Here is a 17,106-nt window from a genome sequence, read left to right as displayed (position 1 = left end):
GCGTTCGGGCGGTCGCCGGTAGGCGTCGGTGTACCGGAGCCCGTGCTGAGAGGGGGGGGAGGGGGGAGGGAGTCAGAAGTGGAGCGGCCCGATGCGGTGGAGCACCTCGGTGGCGTAGCCGTCCCCGGGGAACTCATCCGCCTCGAAGAGCACTTCGCGCGTCAGCGTGGCGCTGTGCCGTTCGGCGTACGAGGCGAACAGCCGCTCAGAAGCCACGTTTCCCGGGGTGATGGTGGTTTCCAGGTGGCTCAGTCCGTGTTCCGAGGCCACGCGGGCGGAGAGGCCGTCGAGCAGTGCTCCCGCGACTCCGAGGCCGCGGATGGAATCGTCGACGGCGATCTGCCAGACGAACAGCGTCCCGGGTGCTTCGGGTCGGAGGTACCCACTGACGAATCCGACGGGCCGCCCGGCGGGATCCCGGGCGACGGCGGAGGTGGCGGAGAAGTCGCGGCACCAGAGGAGGTAGCTGTAGGCCGAGTTGAGGTCGAGCGTCCTGGAGTCACGTGCGAGGCGCCACAGCCGCGCGCCGTCACCCTGGCGGGGGCGGTCGATGAGCATCGTCGATGCGAGCGGAGCGGTCGAGGGGTTCTTTCTGTAACGGGCCAGTTCGGCATGGGCGGTCATGCAGGCCGAAGCTACCGAGGTGTGGAGCAAATCGCATGGGCCTATGGGGTTACGAAGAGGTCGAGGTGCATGGTATTGGGCCGCACTGTTCGGGGATGGTGAAGCGTGAGTGTTGAGGTCCTATTCGCATGAAAAACGCGCATATTTCACCCCACCCCTCCCGAATGTAACGAGGGCATAACGTCTTTGCTCTGTGCCGGATTTTGCCTCTCGAATGTGATGGGTCCCTCGGTGACCTGCGGGTTTCGTCAGCGACGGGATGGTTATGCGTGAGCGGCGCCGTCCGAATGCTGGGCTCGGCCTGGGCTCCGTCGTGTTCCGGCGGCTGATCACGTCGGAAGGACGGGCCGATCGCCGGTTCCGGGAGGCTGTGGCAAGGAGGCCGGACCTGCCCTCTACGCGCGGCTGCGCTCCTTCACGGCCCAGTCCGCGTCCGAGGGCCAGCCGAGGAGGCGTGCTCCGATCACCGCGGTCTGGAGGGCGTAGCGGTTGATCGGATCGGCGGGGTCGGCCCCGGTGAGGCTCCGGATGCGCTCCAGCCGGTAGGTCAGCGCTCGCACGCTCAGAGACAGGCGGCGGGCGGCCTCCGTGGCCACGCATCCGCAGTCGAAGTAGGCGGTGAGCGTATCGATGAGCGGCTGGGCGCCGCCCCGCGCCTTTGCCAGCGGACCGAGCGTGGTCTCCACCAGGTCGGCCATGGCCTGCCGGTCGCGGGTCAGGACGGGGTAGACGAGCAGGTCGACGGCGTGAAGTACGGGCTCGTCGAAGCCCATCCGTTCGGCGAGGTCGAGTGCTCCGAGGGCCTCCTCATAGGAGTGGACGACTCCGCCGGCGCCGGGGTGGGACCGGCCGATGGCGACCCTGCCGCCATCGGTGGCCGCGTACGCCTGTTTCGCGAAGAACGCCAGGACGTCGGGCTGGTCCCCGGGGGCCACGCAGATCAGCCGGCCGTCCTTGGTGGTGAGGAGGATCTGCCGGCCCGGGAAGCGGGTCAGTACCGCCGTCTCGATGCCCCGGGCGACACGGAATCCGTCGCCGTAGGGCTCGGGCCCGACCGCGACGGCCACCGCGTGTGCCTGGGACAGGCGCAGCCCGAAGCGTTCGGCCCGCTCCGCGAGGCGGCCGAGATCGCTGCGCCCGTACAGAAGGTCGTCGACGAACTCGCGCCGGGCGGCCTCCTCCTGACGGACGGCCTGCTGCTGGGCGCGCTCGAACCCCTCGACGAAGGCGTCCACCGCCTGTTCCACCACCGCCAGCAGTCCACCGGGCGACGCGGGTACGGGCCGCACGGTCTGTGCCGCCGCCAAGTGGTCGCGTATCAGGAAGCGCAACGGGAGGCCGGCCTCCGCGGCCCGCTCGCCCTCGAAGCGGCGGGAGTCCAGCTCGTCGCGGTTGAGCCGGCGCCCGGTGGCGCACGCGGAGGCGACGATGTCGGCGTAGCCCGCCAGATGATCCGCTGCTGCCGTTCGGTCCGGCATGTACTTCCCCCAGTCCTGACGCGCCCATGACGCTTCCTTGACGCGGGCACCAGGTTGCCACGTTCCGCGAGTGCTTCCGTCGTCGGCAGCAGGAGCGCGCGAATGCTGCCGGTCACCGGCAGTGTGTGCCGGGTGCGGAACGCGGCAGGATCAGGGGGCGGGGGAACGCGCCACCGCCGGGATGCCGAAGCGGGGAACGGGGGGCGTCCGGGCGGTGGTGCGTGGGACTGTTTCAAGGCTGATGGCCACGTGCCGGAGCACCCGGGGAGGTCGGCGCTGCCGGGAGGGGAGCCGGACCGAGTTCGGGACCGCCGGGCCGAGGCGCCCGGGGCGAGCGGCGGCAGGCCATATCGAAGACACCGCCCGAGGATGCCCTGACCGGCAGCGGGCCCCGGCCCCGGTCTCCCGGCGTCCGCCCGCGGTGCGGGGCCGTTCGGGGGAATCGGCGGCCTGGAGGGGGCCGCGGGCGGAGCGTGCGGCGAGATATGAAGGATGACCGATCCTGCACGCCGGGCCTGGAGCAGTGGCTCCTACGCGCGGGCGATCCACACCCCGGAGCAGACCCTGTCCCTGCGCGACGGGGAGGGTTGGTCACTGCCCCTGGACGTTGAACGGTGGTGCGCCGCAGCAAACGAGTCCGACCGGACCGTGCTGCGCCGGTGCACCGGCAGGGTACTGGACATCGGATGCGGCGCCGGCCGGCTGGTCGAGGCCCTCACGGGGCGCGGCCGGCAGGTCCTCGGCATCGACGTCTGCCCCTCCGCGGTGATCACCACCGTGTGCCGGGGAGGCTCGGCCCTGAGCCGGTCGGTCTTCGATCCGCTCCCCGAAGAGGGCCGGTGGGAAACGGCGCTGCTGATCGACGGGAACATCGGCATCGGCGGTGATCCCCGACGGCTGCTGCGCCGGGTCCGGGACCTCGTCCACCGGGAAGGCTTGCTCCTGGTGGAGGCCGCCGCCACTGACGTGGACGAGCGCCGCCGCGTCAGGATCCACGCAGGGCATGGGCCCGTGAGCGCCGTTTTCCCGTGGGCCTTGGTCGGCGCGACCGCCCTGAGCCGTCACGCGGCCTCATCGGGATGGACCGAGACCGAGCGCTGGACCACCGGCGGAGGCCGTCACTTCGTCGCGCTGCGCGCCTGCCGCTGAGCCCGGCTGCGGCTTCGAACGAGGGGCGCTGTCCCTGATGTTGTGCAACTGGTCGATCCGGCCCCGCTGTTCGGCCGGCGCCCGGTCCGGGACGGGCACATGGAGTGCTCCGGAGTCCTGGCGCACCGGTTGGTCGAGTCCGGGCGACGATGCCGCCGTCGGGAGGTTGGCGGGAACCGTCTCGTCGGCCGGGCGTCACGCGGTACGGCGGTTGCCCTTGTCGTCGCAGGGGATTGCGGGGGCGGCGTGGTTGGTGAGGAAGTCGCGGGTCGCCTGGCGTTCCACCTCGGTGATCGCCGTCGGCTCCACCACGATGATGCCGTCGAAGGGCCGGTCGACGTCCCGGATGATGATCAGCATCGTCGTCAGCAGGGCGGTGATGACGGTCAGGGTGATGAGCTGGCCGCGGTTGTTGGTCCTGGGCAGGCAGATGCCGAGTGCCACGACGGTGATGACAAGCGTGGCGAGGAGGAACCAGAAGATGGCGCCGGGGACACTCGGGCTCGACTGGGTGAGGCGTTCGTCGCGTTCGTCGGAGCGCTCGTTGTCGGCGGCGATCAGCATGCCGAACGCCGGCTTGCCCTGAAGGTCTTCGAAGGTCTGCCGGAAGCCGGTGGACCACACGCTCGGTGCGGGGGAGCCGTTGCCGTCGGCCATGGCCGACCACTCCTGAGTACGGACGGCCCGGGCGTAGCAGACGGCGCCGGCCTGGATCTCTCCCCGCTGCGCGGCGGGCGCGTATTCGGCGCTCTCCACGAGCTGGTCCAGGGCGCGGGCCTCACCGCGTGAGGAGATCTCGGCTTTGCCGTAGGAGCCGTTGGCGGTGACCAGTACGAAGCTGAGCAGCAGGACCGTCATCGTGAGCAGGGGGCCGACCAGGTCCTTGACGGCCATGCCCGTACCGTCGTCCTCGCTGAGCAGTCTGGGCCGCAGGTAGCGGTTCGCCGCGAGACCCGCGAGCAGAGCCACGACGGCGACGACGATGACGAGGACCACGGGCGGCCACCTCCGGGAACGGATGAGGGGTTCCCCGCGACGGGCAGGGCGCCGCGATCATGTCGCGTCCGTCAACATGGCGGGAATCGCAGAAGCGTTCAACATCTCGAACGGGTGACACGCATTGCGCCAGGAGGACGCTGTTCGCCCGCCACTCATTCGGGCGCCCGCGGAGGTGCGTTGACGACTCCGAACGGGACGTGGACGCTGGGAGTGGCGGGTGCCGTGCCGTTCAGGTGGGAGACCTGGTCGTCGAAGAAGATGTGCGGGTCGAGGGCACGCATCACGGCGGCCTTGTCGACGCCACCGAGGAAGAACGCGTCGTTGACGCGCAGCCCCCACTGCTTGAGGCTCCGCACGGCACGTTCGTGTGCGGGTGCGTCCCGAGCCGTGACCAGCGACACCCGGAGCCGGGGTTGGTAGGCCGGATCCTTGCGGCGCTCCCTCTCTTCGCGCTCCTGGATGCGGTTGATGCCCGCGAGGAACTCCTTCAAGGGGCCGGGATCGTGAGCGGTGGCCGCATTGAGCACTTCGTGTGCGCGGAACTCGTCGATGCCGGCGTTCTGAAAGATGCGTTCGGAGGAGTCGCCCGCCAGCACACCGTCGAAGTCGAACGCGATGCGGAGCTCCTGATCGGCGTCGTCATCGACTCTCTCCGTCTTGAGCACATGCCCTGCCGGCAGCCCGTCGGCAACCGCCTCGCGAACGTCGGAATCGTTCGCGGAGAGAAACAAGGACATGTTCAGGGCGGGCATGAACCGGTGTGAGGACCGGCCCTGCTGGAAGACGGCCCGACTGATGTGCAGGCCGTGCGCCGCGATGGAGCGCATGACACGGAGCCCGGTGTCCGGATCGTTGCGCGAAAGGATGATGACTTCGACCAGCGGATCGGAGGGATCCACGAGGTCGTTGAGCGACAGCAGGCGCCGGACGAAGGGGAAGGCCACGCCCTTGTCCAGGACGTCTTCCAGATGGGTCTCTTGATGGGCCCGGTACGCATCCTCACCCTGCTCCCGGAAGACTGCGTCGCAGTCGGTGAGATCGAACAGCGCGCTGGAAGCGAGCCCTATGACGAGGCGGTCGGAGAGGTCGTACTTCATTGCTCCCCCTGGTGGCACGCGTGCAAGATCGAGATGATTATCGCCCTTGCGAACATGTCGGAAACGTGTGCGACCGTCGGGAGTGGGGCGCCCGGTACGAGTGGAGAACCTGGCGACCCGAGGTTTCGGCCGGTCGTCCGGTCGTCCGGTCGGGTGGGTCGACCGGAGCGGCGTTCAGCGTTTCCTGGTGCGCAGGCTGCCAGAGTTGGGCGCGTGCTCACTCTTCGTGTACGCGTGGTGGCTCCATCGGTTGTCGCCGCCTGTGCCGTGGCCGCCGTCGTCGGCTGCAATCCGCTCGGTCCGACCGGCGGCCCTCAGGCGAGCGACGCGCTCGTCCGGGTCGACCAGGCCGGGTACGTGGCGGACGGGACCAAGACCGCCGTGGTCATGGGACCGCGCGATGCGCTGGCCGGTGCGGGGTTCGCGGTGCTCGACGTCAAGGGACGCTCCGTTCTGACGGGGAGGATCGGCCCCCGGACGGGGAGTTGGAACGAGCGCTTCCCTTCCGTGCGCACGGTGGACCTGTCCGCTCTCACCGCGCCCGGCACGTACCGGCTGACCCTCACCGGGACCGCGGCCGGTGCCTCGCCCCGTTTCCGGGTGGCCCCGGCCCGGGAGTTGATGGCGCCCCTCGTCGAGCAGAACGTCCGGTTCTTCCAGGCCCAGCGCGACGGCGGCGAGGTGGTCGCGGAGGTTCTGCACCGGAAGGCCTCGCACCTGAGCGACCGGCGGGCGACGGTGTACGAGACCCCCCGCTTCAGCACCGACGGAACCTCGCTGGAGGAGCGCGGGCTGACCCCGGCGGGTGGCCCCGTCGACGTGTCCGGAGGGTGGTTCGACGCCGGGGACTTCCTGAAGTTCACGCACACGGCCTCCTATGCGGTGGTCCAGATGTTCCTGGCCCGGCGCGAGATGCCCGCGGCCGCCGGTCTGTCGGCGGAGGCGGAGCACGGGGTGCGCTGGCTGGAGCGGATGTGGGACGGGCCGACGGGCACGCTGTACGCACAGGTCGGCCTCGGCGCGGGCAACGAGGGCATCGGCAACGACCACGACGTGTGGCGGCTGCCGGAGGCGGACGACGCGCTCGGCACCGCTCCCGGCGACAGGAACCACGTGCTCAGGTACCGCCCGGTCTTCCGTGCCAACGAACCGGGTGAGCGGATCAGTCCCAATCTGGCCGGGCGGGTGGCGGCGGCGTTCGCACTCGCCGCCCAGGCGGAGACCGAGCCGGCGGCCGCCCGTCGCCGGCTCGACCAGGCCGCCGACGTGTACGGCCGCGCCGCCACCGCGCCGCCGGGGGGCGCCCTGGTCACCACCCACCCGGCCGCGTTCTACGGGGAGGACTCGTGGCAGGACGACCTGGAGCTCGGGGCAGCCGAACTCGCCCGCGCCGCCCGGCAACTGGGCGACGAGCGGGCCGCCGAGTGGCAGCGGCAGGCAGGGGCCTGGGCGCGCGCCTACCTGGCCTCCGACACGAAGGGCACCCTGGGCCTCGGGGACGTCAGCGCGCTCGCGCACGCCGAACTCCTGGGCTCCCCCGACCACGGCGGACAGCTGTCGGACGCCCTCAGGGCCGATCTGCGCCGCCCGCTGGACGACGCCGGAGACCTGGCCGGGGACGACCCGTTCGCAGCGGGCGCCCTCTACACGGACTTCGACGCCGTCCCGCACACCTTCGGCCTGGTCACCACGGCCCTGCTCTACTCCCGGCTGACCGGCGACCACCGGTACGACGCCTTCGCCGCCCGGCAGCGCGGCTGGGCACTGGGAGCCAACCCCTGGGGCAGCAGCTTCGTGATCGGCGTGGGCGAGGTGTTCCCCCACTGCCCGGAACACCCGGTGGCCAACCTGGCCGGCAGCCTCGACGGCACCGGTCACATCCTGCGCGGGGCCGTCGTCAACGGCCCCAACGGAGCGGACAAGTTCAAGGAGGACGGGTTCATGCGGGGTATGCGAGCCTGCGAGGCCGATCAGGGCCGGCCGTGGAGCGACTTCGACGGACGCGGCGCCCGCTACGTCGACCGCGTCGGCGCCTGGCAGACCGTCGAGCCGGCCGACGACTTCACATCGACCGCGCTGCTGGCCTTCGCCCTCTCCGGCACCGGAACGGGGCACCGGTGACTGCGGCGGGTCCGGGGCCGGCAGCCGCTGCGATCACCACAGGCGCCGTCGCCGATGTTCCGATGGCGCGCCCCGGCACGGAACGGTCCCCGGTTTCGCCCGGCCGCCGGCGCCTGGACGGGCTGGACGCGTTCCGCGGCTGCCTGGTCGTCCTGCGCATCCTCGTCGGCAGCCAACTGGTCGAGATCGCGGCCCCGGTCATGGTGCACGCGCAGACCTTCGGTCTCACCGCCGCCGATCTGGTCTTCCCCGGCTTCCTGTTCATCATGGGCATGGCCATCCCGGTCTCCATGTCGGCCTTCCTCCGCCCACCACCCGCGCACGGCCCGGGCGGAGCGGACCGGCGCACCGCCGTCCTGCGGATCGTGCGCCGATCCGTACTGCTCTACGCGATCGGCATGTTCCTGAACGCGTACCCCTTCCTGCCCGAGATCCTGGAACACCTCAGGTTCGTCGGCGTGCTGCAACGCCTCGCCTTCGTCTACCTGGTGGTGGCACTGCTCTACGTCGCGTGCGCCTGGTCGCTGCTGCCGGGCGGCGGGCCGGCGGCTGCGGCCGCCGGGTCCCCCGATCCGGTCGGCGTGCGACTGCGCGGTGTTGTTCGCCGTCCGGCCAGGGTGTTCCTCCTCGGTGGGTTCCCGCTCCTGTGCGCCGGCTGCTGGATCGTGGCGACGTACGCCTTCCACAACCCGTGGCCCGAATGCGCCCACGTGCGCGGACTCGTGCCGTCCTGCTCGCTGGAGGCCTACCTCGACACCAGCGCGTGGGGTGTCCGGCACAACTTCGAAGGCCGTACGTTCGATCCCGAAGGCCTCATGTCGACCCTGGTGGCGGTGGTCAACTGCTGGGCGGGGCTCGTCGTCGGCATGGACATCGTCCGGAACAAGCCGCGGTACGGCGAGCCCGGGGGCGTCCGGAGGAGGGTGGCCCTGCTGCTCGCCACCGGCGCGGGGTGTGCGGGGGCCGGCCTCGCCGTGAGCCTGGTCATCCCGATCGGCAAGCCGCTCTGGACCCCCTCGTACGCCCTCGTGACGGTGGGCATCATGACCGCCGGCTTCGGCCTGGTCCTCCTGGCGTTCGACGGCGGGCTGTGGCCCGGGCCGGACGGCACCGTCCGTACCGGTGTGGGGCGCGCCCTGCGGCGGGCATGCGCGCCCGCGGGGGACACGCTGGTGGCCCTCGGCCGGAACCCGCTCTTCTTCTACGTCCTGTCCGAGCTGGTCATCACCACGCTGAACTACCTCCCGGTCCCGTCGCACGGCGCCGACGCATCCGTGTGGAGCGTGGGCTCCGAGGTCCTGGTGGCCTCCTGGCTGCCCGGGCCGGTCGCGAGCATGGTGTGGGCGCTGCTGTGGCTGCTGCTGTTCTACGTGCCGATCGGGCGGCTGCTCGTCTCGCGCGGCTGGTACATCCGGGTGTAATCCCGGACCGCATACGCGGGGTGCGCCTCGTCCGCCTCGCCGCTCGGCGAGCCGTTGACCTGCGCGGATCCGGCTCGCTCGTACGAGGGACAGCCCGCGCGGCAGCCTCGTGGTGGGCTCGTGATCTTCCTAGCATCCGGGGGTGACCAACACGCTCCTCGCCCCATCGCAGCTCACGACCGGCCCACCGGTCTTCGACGATCCCCGCGGCCGCCGCCGCCGGATCCTGACCGCCGCGGGCACCTTGGTGTGCGCGGTCTGCCTGCTCGCCCTCGCCGCGGCAGTCGGCGTCCTGTACGCAGACCCGCACGCGCCCGCACCGGCGGGTGCCGCGACCACTCGCTCGACACGGTGAGGAAGGTCGCGCCCCGTGGGCACTGGTGGGTCCTGACGAGCGTCCTCGCCGCCCTGCTGGTGGCCCTGTTCGTCGCGACGTCGGTCCTGCGCGGAGGCGGCGACGGGGGAGGCGCGCACGACGGCGGACCGGATGACCTCGTGCCGCCCGTCGTCACCGCGGGCGGACCCGTCCTCGACGCACGCACCGGCACTCCCGTCAGCCTCGGCATCCCCCGGCGGACGGTCGCCCTCACCTTCGACGACGGCCCGGACCCCGCCTGGACCCCGCAGATCCTCCGGATCCTGGCCGCCGAGAAGGTCCCGGCCACGTTCTTCGTGACCGGCGAACACGTGGCCCAGCACCCCGGACTGGTCCGCGCCCAGACCACCGCCGGGCACGAGGTGGGTCTGCACACGTTCACCCACGCCGACCTCTCCACCACCCCCGACAGGCGGATGCGCCTCGAACTCGCAGCCAGCCGCGCCGTCCTGGCCGGGGCCACCGGCAAGAGCACCGCCCTCCTGCGCCCGCCGTACTCGTCCATGCCGGACGCCGTCACCAACCGCGACTGGCGGGCCGTGCTCCGCACCGGTGAACTCGGGTACCTGAACGTCCTGTCCACGCACGACGGGCTCGACTGGCAGGCCCGCGCGCCCGAGGAGATCGTGCGTGGTGCCCTGCCCGTCGAAGAGGAGGGGGCGGTCGTCCTGCTGCATGACGGGGGCGGCGACCGGTCCCGTACCGTCGCGGCCCTGCGCGGGATCATCGATGAGTTCAAGGCCCGCGGCTATCGCTTCACCACGGTCTCCCGGGCGGTCGGCCTGCCACCCCAGCATTCCTCGGCGACCACCTTCGACCGCTGGTACGGTTCGGCGCTGATCGCCCTCGTCCAGACGGCCGTCGCCCTGCCTCCCGTCATGGGCCGGCTGCTCGGCGGGGTGGCCCTGCTCACCGCCGCCCGCCTCCTCCTGCTCGCCGCGGCCTCGGTCGTGCACCGGCGGCGCGCCGCCGCCCGGGACTCCACGTTGCCGGCATCGCTACCGCGCGTTTCGGCTGTCGTACCCGCACACAACGAGGAGGCGACCATCGCGGCCTGCGTGCGCGCCCTGCTGAACGGCGGCTGCCCCGACATCGACGTGGTCGTCGTCGACGACGGCTCCACCGACGGCACCGCGGCGGCGGCCCGGGGCGTGGCGGACCCACGGGTGCGGGTCGTGACCCAGCCGAACCGGGGCAAGCCCGCCGCGCTGAACACCGGTGTCGCGCACGCCGGGCACGACGTGATCCTCATGGTCGACGCGGACACCCTCATCGCCCCGGGTGCGGCGGCCCACCTCGCGGCCGCGTTCGCCGACCCCTCGGTCGGTGCGGTGGCGGGCAACACCAAGGTCGCCAACCGCACCGGCCTGCTCCCGCTCTGGCAGCACCTTGAGTACGTCATGAGCTTCGGCCTGGAGCGCCGCCTGTTCGACCTGATCGGGGCCAGCCCGACCGTCCCCGGCGCCATCGGCGCCTTCCGGCGCGAAGCCCTGGCCTCCTGCGGCGGCATCAGCGCCGACACCCTGGCCGAGGACACCGACATCGCGATGGCCCTGTGCCGGGGCGGCTGGCGCGTCGAATACCGTGGCGACGCCCATGCCCTCACCCATGTCCCCACCACCGTCCGCGACCTGTGGCACCAACGCCACCGCTGGGCCTACGGCACCCTCCAGTCCCTCTGGAAGCACCGTCACGCGGTGAAGGAGAGCGGCATCGCCGGCCGCCTGGGCCGGCGCACCCTTCCGTACCTCGTGCTGTTCCAGCTCGTGCTGCCGCTGGCCGCCCCGCTCATGGACGCGGTCGCCCTCTACGGACTGGTGACGGGGACGGCCACGGCCCCGGCCGTCGTCTGGGCGGCGTTCTGCCTCGCGCAGCTCGCTCTCGCCGCCCACGCCCTCCGGCGCGACGGCGAGAGCCTGCGCCACTTGTGGCTGGTACCCCTCCAACAGACCGCCTACCGGACCGCCCTGTGCCTGGTCACCTTCCATGCCCTCGCCACCGCAGCGATGGGAGCCGGCCCCCAATGGCGCAACCATCCGCACGTCCTGGCGGCGTCCCGGGCTCCGCAACTCCCGCCGGGGCCGCTGAAGGCGCGTGAAAAGGTGCGCTGACCTGTCTTCTGGCGGCGGCCGTCGGCCCACACCGCCGTCCGGCCCTTGGTGTCGCGCACCATGACACGGCCAGGCGCATCGCTTGCGACCTCGGCACCCTCGGTCCCGCCGCCCCGGTGTGAAGGGGCGGCGGGACCGAGGCGATCGGGGGAGAGGGCGGTGCTCAGCCGTGGGTGAAGTTCGGCGGGCGCTTGTCGACGAACGCGGACATGCCCTCCTTCTGGTCGGCGGTGGCGAACACGGCGTGGAAGAGACGGCGTTCGAAGCGGACGCCTTCGGCGAGGGTGGTTTCGAAGGCGCGGTCGACGGCTTCCTTGGCCATCATCGCGACCGGCTTGGACATCTCGGCGACCGTCGTGGCGACGGCGAGGGCCTCGGCGAGCAGTTCGTCGGCCGGCACGATCCGGGAAACGAGTCCGGCGCGTTCGGCCTCGGTCGCGTCCATGGTGCGTCCGGTGAGGCACAGCTCCATGGCCTTGGCCTTGCCGACGGCGCGGGTCAGGCGCTGGGAGCCGCCGATGCCCGGGATGACGCCGAGCTTGATCTCGGGCTGGCCGAACTTCGCGGTGTCGGCGGCGAGCAGGATGTCGCAGAGCATGGCCAGTTCGCAGCCGCCGCCGAGGGCGTATCCGGAGACCGCGGCGAGGGTGGGGGTGCGGACCCCGCCGAGCCGGTCCCAGGCGGTGAACCAGTCGGAGAGGTACATGTCCATGTAGCTCTGCGGGCGCATCTCCTTGATGTCGGCGCCGGCGGCGAAGGCCTTCGCGGAGCCGGTGAGGACGATGCAGCCGACGTCCGGGTCCCGGTCGAGCTCCTCGGTCGCCGCCACGACCTCGGTCATGACCTGGAGGTTGAGGGCGTTGAGTGCTTCGGGCCGGTCGAGGGTGAGGAGGGCCACCCGGCCCTTGCGTTCGAGCAGGATGGTCTCGTAGGCGGTCATGAGGTGCTTCCGTTCCGGGTCGATTCGGCAGGAGAGGGGCGGAGGGTCCGGACGATCGCCGAGAAGTCCAGCCCCGCGCCGTCGCCTTCGGCGAACGCCGCGTACATCTCGGCGGCCTTGAGGCCCAGAGGTGCCTCGATTCCGCCGGCGCGCAGGGCGTTGGCGGCGAGGCCGAGGTCCTTGGCCATCAGCGGGGCCGCGAAGCCGGGCCGGTAGTCCCGGTTGGCGGGGCTGGTCGGGACCGGTCCGGGGACCGGGCAGTTGACCGTCAGGGCCCAGCACTGGCCGGAAGCGGTGGAGGCGACGTCGTGGAGGGCCTGGTGGTCGAGCCCCAGGCTCTCGGCGAGGACGAACGCCTCGCTGACGCCGATCATGGAGACGGCGAGGATCATGTTGTTGCAGATCTTCGCCGCCTGTCCGGCGCCCGCGGCGCCGCAGCGCACGGCCTTCTTGCCCATGGCGTCGAGCAGCGGTTCGGCGGCGGCGAACTCTTCGGATCCGCCACCGGCCATGAAGGTGAGCGTGGCCGCTTCGGCGCCCACCACCCCGCCGGACACCGGGGCGTCCAGCGCGCGGTGGCCGGCGGCGGCGACGGCCTCGTGGGCGGTACGGGCGTCGGCCACGTCGATGGTGGAGCAGTCGATGAACAGTGTGCCGGGGCGGGCGGCGGCCAGCAGGCCCTGTTCGCGGTAGAGGGAGAGGACGTGGTGGCCGGCCGGGAGCATGGTGATGACCACGTCGGCCTCCGCGGCGGCCGCGGCCGCGGAGGCGGCGGGCGCCACCCCGGCCGCGGCGGCGGTGGCCAGTAGCTCGGGCACGAGGTCGAAGCCGAGGACGTGGTGGCCGGACTTGACGAGGTTGGCGGCCATCGGGGCGCCCATGTGGCCGAGGCCGATGAATGCGACGGTGGTGCTCACCAGACGACCTCCTGGGAAGAAGCGGGCGCGTCGAGCCGGAGCTCGTTCGCGTCGAGCGGGGCGAAGAACCGGTCCACGTCCGCAGCGGTGACGTCTTCCAGCGCGGCCGGCGACCAGTGCGGATCGCGGTCCTTGTCGATGACCTGGGCACGGATGCCCTCGACCAGGTCGGGGGAGGCGAGCGCCGCGCAGGAGACCCGGTACTCCTGCTCCAGCACCCGCTCCAGCGGCCCGAGGCGACGGGCGCGCCGGAGCGCGGCCAGGGTGACCTTGACGGCGGTGGGGGACTTGGACAGCAGGGTTTCGGCCGCCTCCTTCGCCGCGGGCACGCCCGACGCGAGCAGCCGCGCCACGATCTCCTCGGCGGTGTCGGCGGCGTAGCAGTGGTTGATCCACTCGCGCGCGGAGCCGAGAGCGCCCGGCGGCGGCTGTTCCACGTACCGCTCCAGCACGCAGTGCACGGAGGCGGTGGCCAGGTCCCGGGCGAGGGCCGGCAGCGCCGGGGCGGGGACGTGGTGGTCGGCGAGCCCGCACAGCAGCGCGTCGGTGGCGCCGACGGGCGCGCCCGTGAGCGCCAGGTGGGTGCCCAACTCGCCGGGGGCCAGGGCGAGGAGGTACGTGCCGCCGACGTCGGGGACGAAACCGATGCCGGTCTCGGGCATGGCCACCTTCGACCGCTCGGTGACGATGCGGACGCTCCCGTGCGCGCAGACGCCGACCCCGCCGCCCATCACGATGCCGTCCATGAGGGCCACGTACGGCTTGGGGTAGCGGGCGATCAGCGCGTTGAGCCGGTACTCGTCGCGCCAGAAGTCCGCCGAGGCGGTGCCGCCGGTGCGGGCGTCCTCGTGGATCGCGCGGATGTCCCCGCCCGCGCACAGGCCCCGCTCGCCGGCGCCCTCGATGACGACCAGCTCGACCGAAGGGTCGACCGCCCAGGTGGACAGGGCTTGCTCGATGCGCAGGACCATGGGATGGCTGAGGGCGTTCAGCGCCTTGGGGCGGTTGAGGGTGATGTACGCGGCGTGGCCCTCGGTGTGCAGCAGGACGTGGTCCTCGGCGGTGGGGTTCTCGTTGGTCATCGCAGGGTCTCCGCAAGTCCGCGCGCGACGATGACGCGCATGACTTCGTTGGTGCCTTCCAGGATCTGGTGGACCCGCAGGTCGCGGACGATCTTCTCGATGCCGTACTCGCTGAGGTAGCCGTAGCCGCCGTGCAGCTGGAGGGCGGCGTCGGCCACGGCGTAGCCGGTGTCGGTGGCGAACCGCTTGGCCATCGCGCACAGGCGCGGGGCCAGCGGATCCCCTGTGTCGAGGGCCTCGGCGGCTTGGCGCACCAGCGCGCGGGCTGCTGCCAGCTCGGTGGCCATGTCGGCCAAGCGGAACTGCAGCGCCTGGGCGTCCAGCAGCCTGGAGCCGAAGGCCTCTCGGTCGGCCAGGTGGGACAGCGAGCGGTCCAGGGCGCTCTGGGCGCCGCCGAGGGAGCAGGCGGCGATGCCGAGGCGGCCGCCGTTGAGGCCGGTCATGGCGATGCGGAAGCCGTCGCCCTCGGCGCCGAGCCGCCGGTCGGCGGGGATGCGGACGCCGTCCAGGATCACCTGGCGGGTGGGCTGGGCGTTCCAGCCCATCTTCCGTTCGTTGGGCCCGAAGGAGACCCCCGGATCCGCACGCTCGACGACGAACGCGGAGATGCCACCGGGTCCCGGCTCACCCGTCCGCGCCATGACCACGTAGCGGTCCGAAGCGCCGGCGCCCGAGACGAACTGCTTCACCCCGGTCAGCACGTAGTGGTCACCTTGCCGCTCCGCGCGGGTGCGCAAGGCGGCGGCGTCCGAGCCCGCGCCGGGTTCGGTCAGGCAGTAGCTGCCCAGGGACGCGGCGGAACACAGGCCCGGCAGCCAGCGGTCGCGCTGGGACCGGTCGCCGTAGCGGTCGATCATCCAGCCGACCATGTTGTGGATGGAGAGGTAGCCGGCGATGGAGGGGCAGCCGGTGGCGAGGGTCTCGAAGACGAGGACGCCGTCGGTTCGTGACAGGCCCGAACCGCCGTGCTCCTCACGGACGTAGACGCCGGCGAGGCCGAGGGCGGCGGCCCGTCGGATGACGTCGACGGGAAAGTGCTTGTCCTGGTCCCAGGCCACGGCGTGCGGGGCGAGCTGCTCCTGGGCGAAGTCGAGGGTGACCTCGGCGAGCGCGAGCTGGTCCTCGGTGAGGGTGGAGGTCACGGCGTTCACCCCATCGTCGGGATGGTGAAGCTCGCGCCTTCCTTGACCCCGGAGGGCCAGCGCGAGGTGACGGTCTTCGTACGGGTGTAGAAGCGGATGGAGTCGGGACCGTGCTGGTTGAGGTCCCCGAAGCCGGACCGCTTCCAGCCGCCGAAGGTGTGGTAGGCGACGGGCACCGGGATGGGGACGTTGACGCCGACCATGCCGGCGCCCACCCGGCGCGTGAACTCGCGCGCGGTGTCCCCGTCCCGGGTGAAGATGGCCACGCCGTTGCCGAACGGGTGCTCGCTGGGCAGGCGCAGGGCCTCCTCGAAGTCGGCGGCCCGTACGACGGTCAGCACCGGGCCGAAGATCTCCTCGCGGTAGACGCGCATCTGCGGGGAGACGCGGTCGAAGAGGGTGGCTCCGGCGAAGTAGCCGTTCGCATGGCCGGGGAGGGTGAAGGGGCGGCCGTCGACGACGAGTTCGGCACCCTCGTTGACGCCGATGTCCACGTAGCGGTTCACCCGGTCCAGGGCGTCGCGGCTGACCAGCGGCCCGAAGTCGGCGTCGGGGTCGTCCGACCGGCCGATCTTCAAGGTCGAGATCCGGGTCCTGAGGGCGGCCACGAGCCGGTCCGCGGTCTCCTCGCCGACGGGTACGGCGACGGAGATGGCCATGCAACGCTCGCCGGCCGAGCCGTAGCCTGCGCCGATCAGGGCGTCGACGGCCTGGTCGAGGTCGGCGTCGGGCATCACGATCATGTGGTTCTTGGCACCGCCGAAGCACTGGGCGCGCTTGCCGTGCGCGGCGGCGGTGGCGTAGATGTGCGCGGCGACCGGGGTGGAGCCGACGAACCCGAGGGCCTGGACCCGCGGGTCCTCCAGGAGGGTGTCGACGGCCTCCTTGCCGCCGTTGACCACGTTCAGTACGCCCGGCGGCAGACCGGCCTCCAGGAACAGCTCCGCGAGCCGCAGCGGCACGGACGGATCGCGCTCGGACGGCTTCAGGATGAACGCGTTGCCGCAGGCGAGAGCGGGCGCGGCCTGCCAGAGCGGGATCATCGCGGGGAAGTTGAACGGGGTGATGCCCGCGACCACGCCCAGCGGGGAGCGCAGCGAGTGCACGTCGATGCCGGTACCGGCGTTGTCGGTGAACTCGCCCTTGAGCAGGTGCGGGATCCCGGCGGCGAACTCGACCACCTCCAAGCCGCGTTGCAGGTCGCCGTGGGCGTCGGCGACCGTCTTGCCGTGCTCGGCCGACAGCATCCGGGCCAGGTCCTCCCGCTCGCCCTCGACGAGCCGGAGGAAACGCAGCAGGACGCGGGCCCGGCGCTGCGGGTTCCACTGGCCCCAATCCACCTGCGCCTCTTCGGCGTTGGCGATCGCCGCCTCGGTATCGGCGCGCCCGGCCAGCGGCACGCGCGCCTGGACGGTACCGGTGTTCGGGTCGTACACGTCGGCGAAGAGACCGGAGGTTCCGGTGCTGTGCTTTCCGCCGATGAAATGGGTGAGTTCACGGACCATGGATGCCTGCTCTCGTCAGGTTGGATCCGGGGATGGCACGGCAGATCGGCGGACGGCACCCCGATGGGGGCGCACCGCTGCGCAAAGCCGTGGGAACTACGAGCGCACGGAAGTGGTGTGCGTGCGCTCCGCCGGATCACCAGG

At 71.9% G+C, this 17,106-nt stretch carries 14 protein-coding genes; 5 read left to right on the top strand and 9 right to left on the bottom strand.

Annotation, left to right across the window (positions count from 1 at the left end; all coding sequences use genetic code 11):
- Positions 1 to 72: 72 nt before the first annotated feature.
- Both ectA and AB0M92_RS20260 read right to left on the bottom strand, forming a co-directional pair.
- Positions 73 to 624 (bottom strand): diaminobutyrate acetyltransferase, encoded by a 552-nt coding sequence (gene ectA, locus AB0M92_RS20265; RefSeq protein ID WP_366103612.1) that lies wholly within the window; start codon positions 622 to 624, stop codon positions 73 to 75.
- A 395-nt stretch (positions 625 to 1,019) separates the two neighbouring features.
- Positions 1,020 to 2,102, bottom strand: a complete 1,083-nt coding sequence (locus tag AB0M92_RS20260; RefSeq protein ID WP_366103611.1) for a helix-turn-helix domain-containing protein — start codon at positions 2,100 to 2,102, stop codon at positions 1,020 to 1,022.
- Between the two features lie 492 nt (positions 2,103 to 2,594).
- Between AB0M92_RS20260 and AB0M92_RS20255 the strand changes: the two genes are divergently transcribed.
- Positions 2,595 to 3,251, top strand: a complete 657-nt coding sequence (locus tag AB0M92_RS20255) for a methyltransferase domain-containing protein (protein ID WP_366103610.1) — start codon at positions 2,595 to 2,597, stop codon at positions 3,249 to 3,251.
- A gap of 195 nt (positions 3,252 to 3,446) precedes the next feature.
- Here the strand turns inward: AB0M92_RS20255 and AB0M92_RS20250 are convergent, their stop codons facing one another.
- Both AB0M92_RS20250 and AB0M92_RS20245 read right to left on the bottom strand, forming a co-directional pair.
- Positions 3,447 to 4,247 (bottom strand): hypothetical protein, encoded by an 801-nt coding sequence (locus AB0M92_RS20250; protein ID WP_366103609.1) that lies wholly within the window; start codon positions 4,245 to 4,247, stop codon positions 3,447 to 3,449.
- A gap of 155 nt (positions 4,248 to 4,402) precedes the next feature.
- A complete protein-coding gene (locus AB0M92_RS20245) occupies positions 4,403 to 5,347 on the bottom strand; it encodes a 5'-nucleotidase (protein ID WP_366103608.1) in 945 nt (314 codons plus the stop codon).
- Positions 5,348 to 5,560: 213 nt separating this feature from the next.
- Here AB0M92_RS20245 and AB0M92_RS20240 point away from each other — a divergent pair, with 213 nt between their 5' ends.
- The 4 genes from AB0M92_RS20240 (at position 5,561) to AB0M92_RS20225 (ending at position 11,376) form a co-directional block, all read left to right on the top strand.
- Entirely contained in the window at positions 5,561 to 7,468 is a 1,908-nt protein-coding gene (locus tag AB0M92_RS20240) for a glycoside hydrolase family 9 protein (protein WP_366103607.1), read from the top strand.
- A 62-nt stretch (positions 7,469 to 7,530) separates the two neighbouring features.
- Positions 7,531 to 8,889, top strand: a complete 1,359-nt coding sequence (locus AB0M92_RS20235) for a DUF5009 domain-containing protein (RefSeq protein WP_366103606.1) — start codon at positions 7,531 to 7,533, stop codon at positions 8,887 to 8,889.
- 142 nt (positions 8,890 to 9,031) lie between these two features.
- The gene (locus AB0M92_RS20230) at positions 9,032 to 9,244 is read left to right on the top strand and encodes a hypothetical protein (RefSeq protein WP_366103605.1); all 213 of its coding nucleotides are present in this window, start codon (positions 9,032 to 9,034) and stop codon (positions 9,242 to 9,244) included.
- Positions 9,241 to 11,376, top strand: coding sequence for a bifunctional polysaccharide deacetylase/glycosyltransferase family 2 protein (locus tag AB0M92_RS20225; protein WP_366103604.1), 2,136 nt, complete (start codon positions 9,241 to 9,243; stop codon positions 11,374 to 11,376). Before AB0M92_RS20230 ends, AB0M92_RS20225 begins: the two co-directional genes overlap by 4 nt.
- A 163-nt stretch (positions 11,377 to 11,539) precedes the next feature.
- On the opposite strand, the gene AB0M92_RS20220 is transcribed toward AB0M92_RS20225, so the two are convergent.
- Genes AB0M92_RS20220 through AB0M92_RS20200 form a run of 5 tightly spaced genes read right to left on the bottom strand, consistent with a single transcriptional unit; the run spans position 11,540 to position 16,962 of the window.
- Positions 11,540 to 12,316, bottom strand: a complete 777-nt coding sequence (locus tag AB0M92_RS20220; protein WP_366103603.1) for an enoyl-CoA hydratase — start codon at positions 12,314 to 12,316, stop codon at positions 11,540 to 11,542.
- Positions 12,313 to 13,233 carry a 3-hydroxyisobutyrate dehydrogenase gene (mmsB, locus tag AB0M92_RS20215; protein WP_366103602.1) on the bottom strand — a complete coding sequence of 307 codons (921 nt, stop codon included), beginning with the start codon at positions 13,231 to 13,233 and terminating at the stop codon, positions 12,313 to 12,315. The genes AB0M92_RS20220 and mmsB overlap by 4 nt, the downstream gene beginning before the upstream one ends.
- Positions 13,230 to 14,315, bottom strand: a complete 1,086-nt coding sequence (locus tag AB0M92_RS20210; protein ID WP_366103601.1) for an enoyl-CoA hydratase/isomerase family protein — start codon at positions 14,313 to 14,315, stop codon at positions 13,230 to 13,232. Before AB0M92_RS20210 ends, mmsB begins: the two co-directional genes overlap by 4 nt.
- A complete protein-coding gene (locus AB0M92_RS20205; RefSeq protein WP_366103600.1) occupies positions 14,312 to 15,466 on the bottom strand; it encodes an acyl-CoA dehydrogenase family protein in 1,155 nt (384 codons plus the stop codon). Before AB0M92_RS20205 ends, AB0M92_RS20210 begins: the two co-directional genes overlap by 4 nt.
- Complete coding sequence (locus tag AB0M92_RS20200; protein WP_366103599.1) at positions 15,463 to 16,962, bottom strand: CoA-acylating methylmalonate-semialdehyde dehydrogenase; 1,500 nt, start codon at positions 16,960 to 16,962, stop codon at positions 15,463 to 15,465. The genes AB0M92_RS20205 and AB0M92_RS20200 overlap by 4 nt, the downstream gene beginning before the upstream one ends.
- Between the last annotated feature and the right edge of the window lie 144 nt (positions 16,963 to 17,106).

The sequence above is a fragment of the Streptomyces sp. NPDC051582 genome (genome assembly GCF_040681715.1).
Taxonomy (GTDB): domain Bacteria; phylum Actinomycetota; class Actinomycetes; order Streptomycetales; family Streptomycetaceae; genus Streptomyces.
The sequence above is the reverse complement of the archived record's forward strand: the minus strand, read 5'-3'. Positions and strand labels throughout refer to the sequence as shown.

What these genes read in the sequence shown, in the direction of transcription:
- ectA (WP_366103612.1), bottom strand. Translation starts at nt 624, where the DNA reads ATGACCGCCCATGCCGAACTGGCCCGTTACAGAAAGAACCCCTCGACC.
- AB0M92_RS20260 (WP_366103611.1), bottom strand. Translation starts at nt 2,102, where the DNA reads ATGCCGGACCGAACGGCAGCAGCGGATCATCTGGCGGGCTACGCCGAC.
- AB0M92_RS20255 (WP_366103610.1), top strand. Translation starts at nt 2,595, where the DNA reads ATGACCGATCCTGCACGCCGGGCCTGGAGCAGTGGCTCCTACGCGCGG.
- AB0M92_RS20245 (WP_366103608.1), bottom strand. Translation starts at nt 5,347, where the DNA reads ATGAAGTACGACCTCTCCGACCGCCTCGTCATAGGGCTCGCTTCCAGC.
- AB0M92_RS20235 (WP_366103606.1), top strand. Translation starts at nt 7,531, where the DNA reads ATGGCGCGCCCCGGCACGGAACGGTCCCCGGTTTCGCCCGGCCGCCGG.
- AB0M92_RS20220 (WP_366103603.1), bottom strand. Translation starts at nt 12,316, where the DNA reads ATGACCGCCTACGAGACCATCCTGCTCGAACGCAAGGGCCGGGTGGCC.
- AB0M92_RS20210 (WP_366103601.1), bottom strand. Translation starts at nt 14,315, where the DNA reads ATGACCAACGAGAACCCCACCGCCGAGGACCACGTCCTGCTGCACACC.
- AB0M92_RS20200 (WP_366103599.1), bottom strand. Translation starts at nt 16,962, where the DNA reads ATGGTCCGTGAACTCACCCATTTCATCGGCGGAAAGCACAGCACCGGA.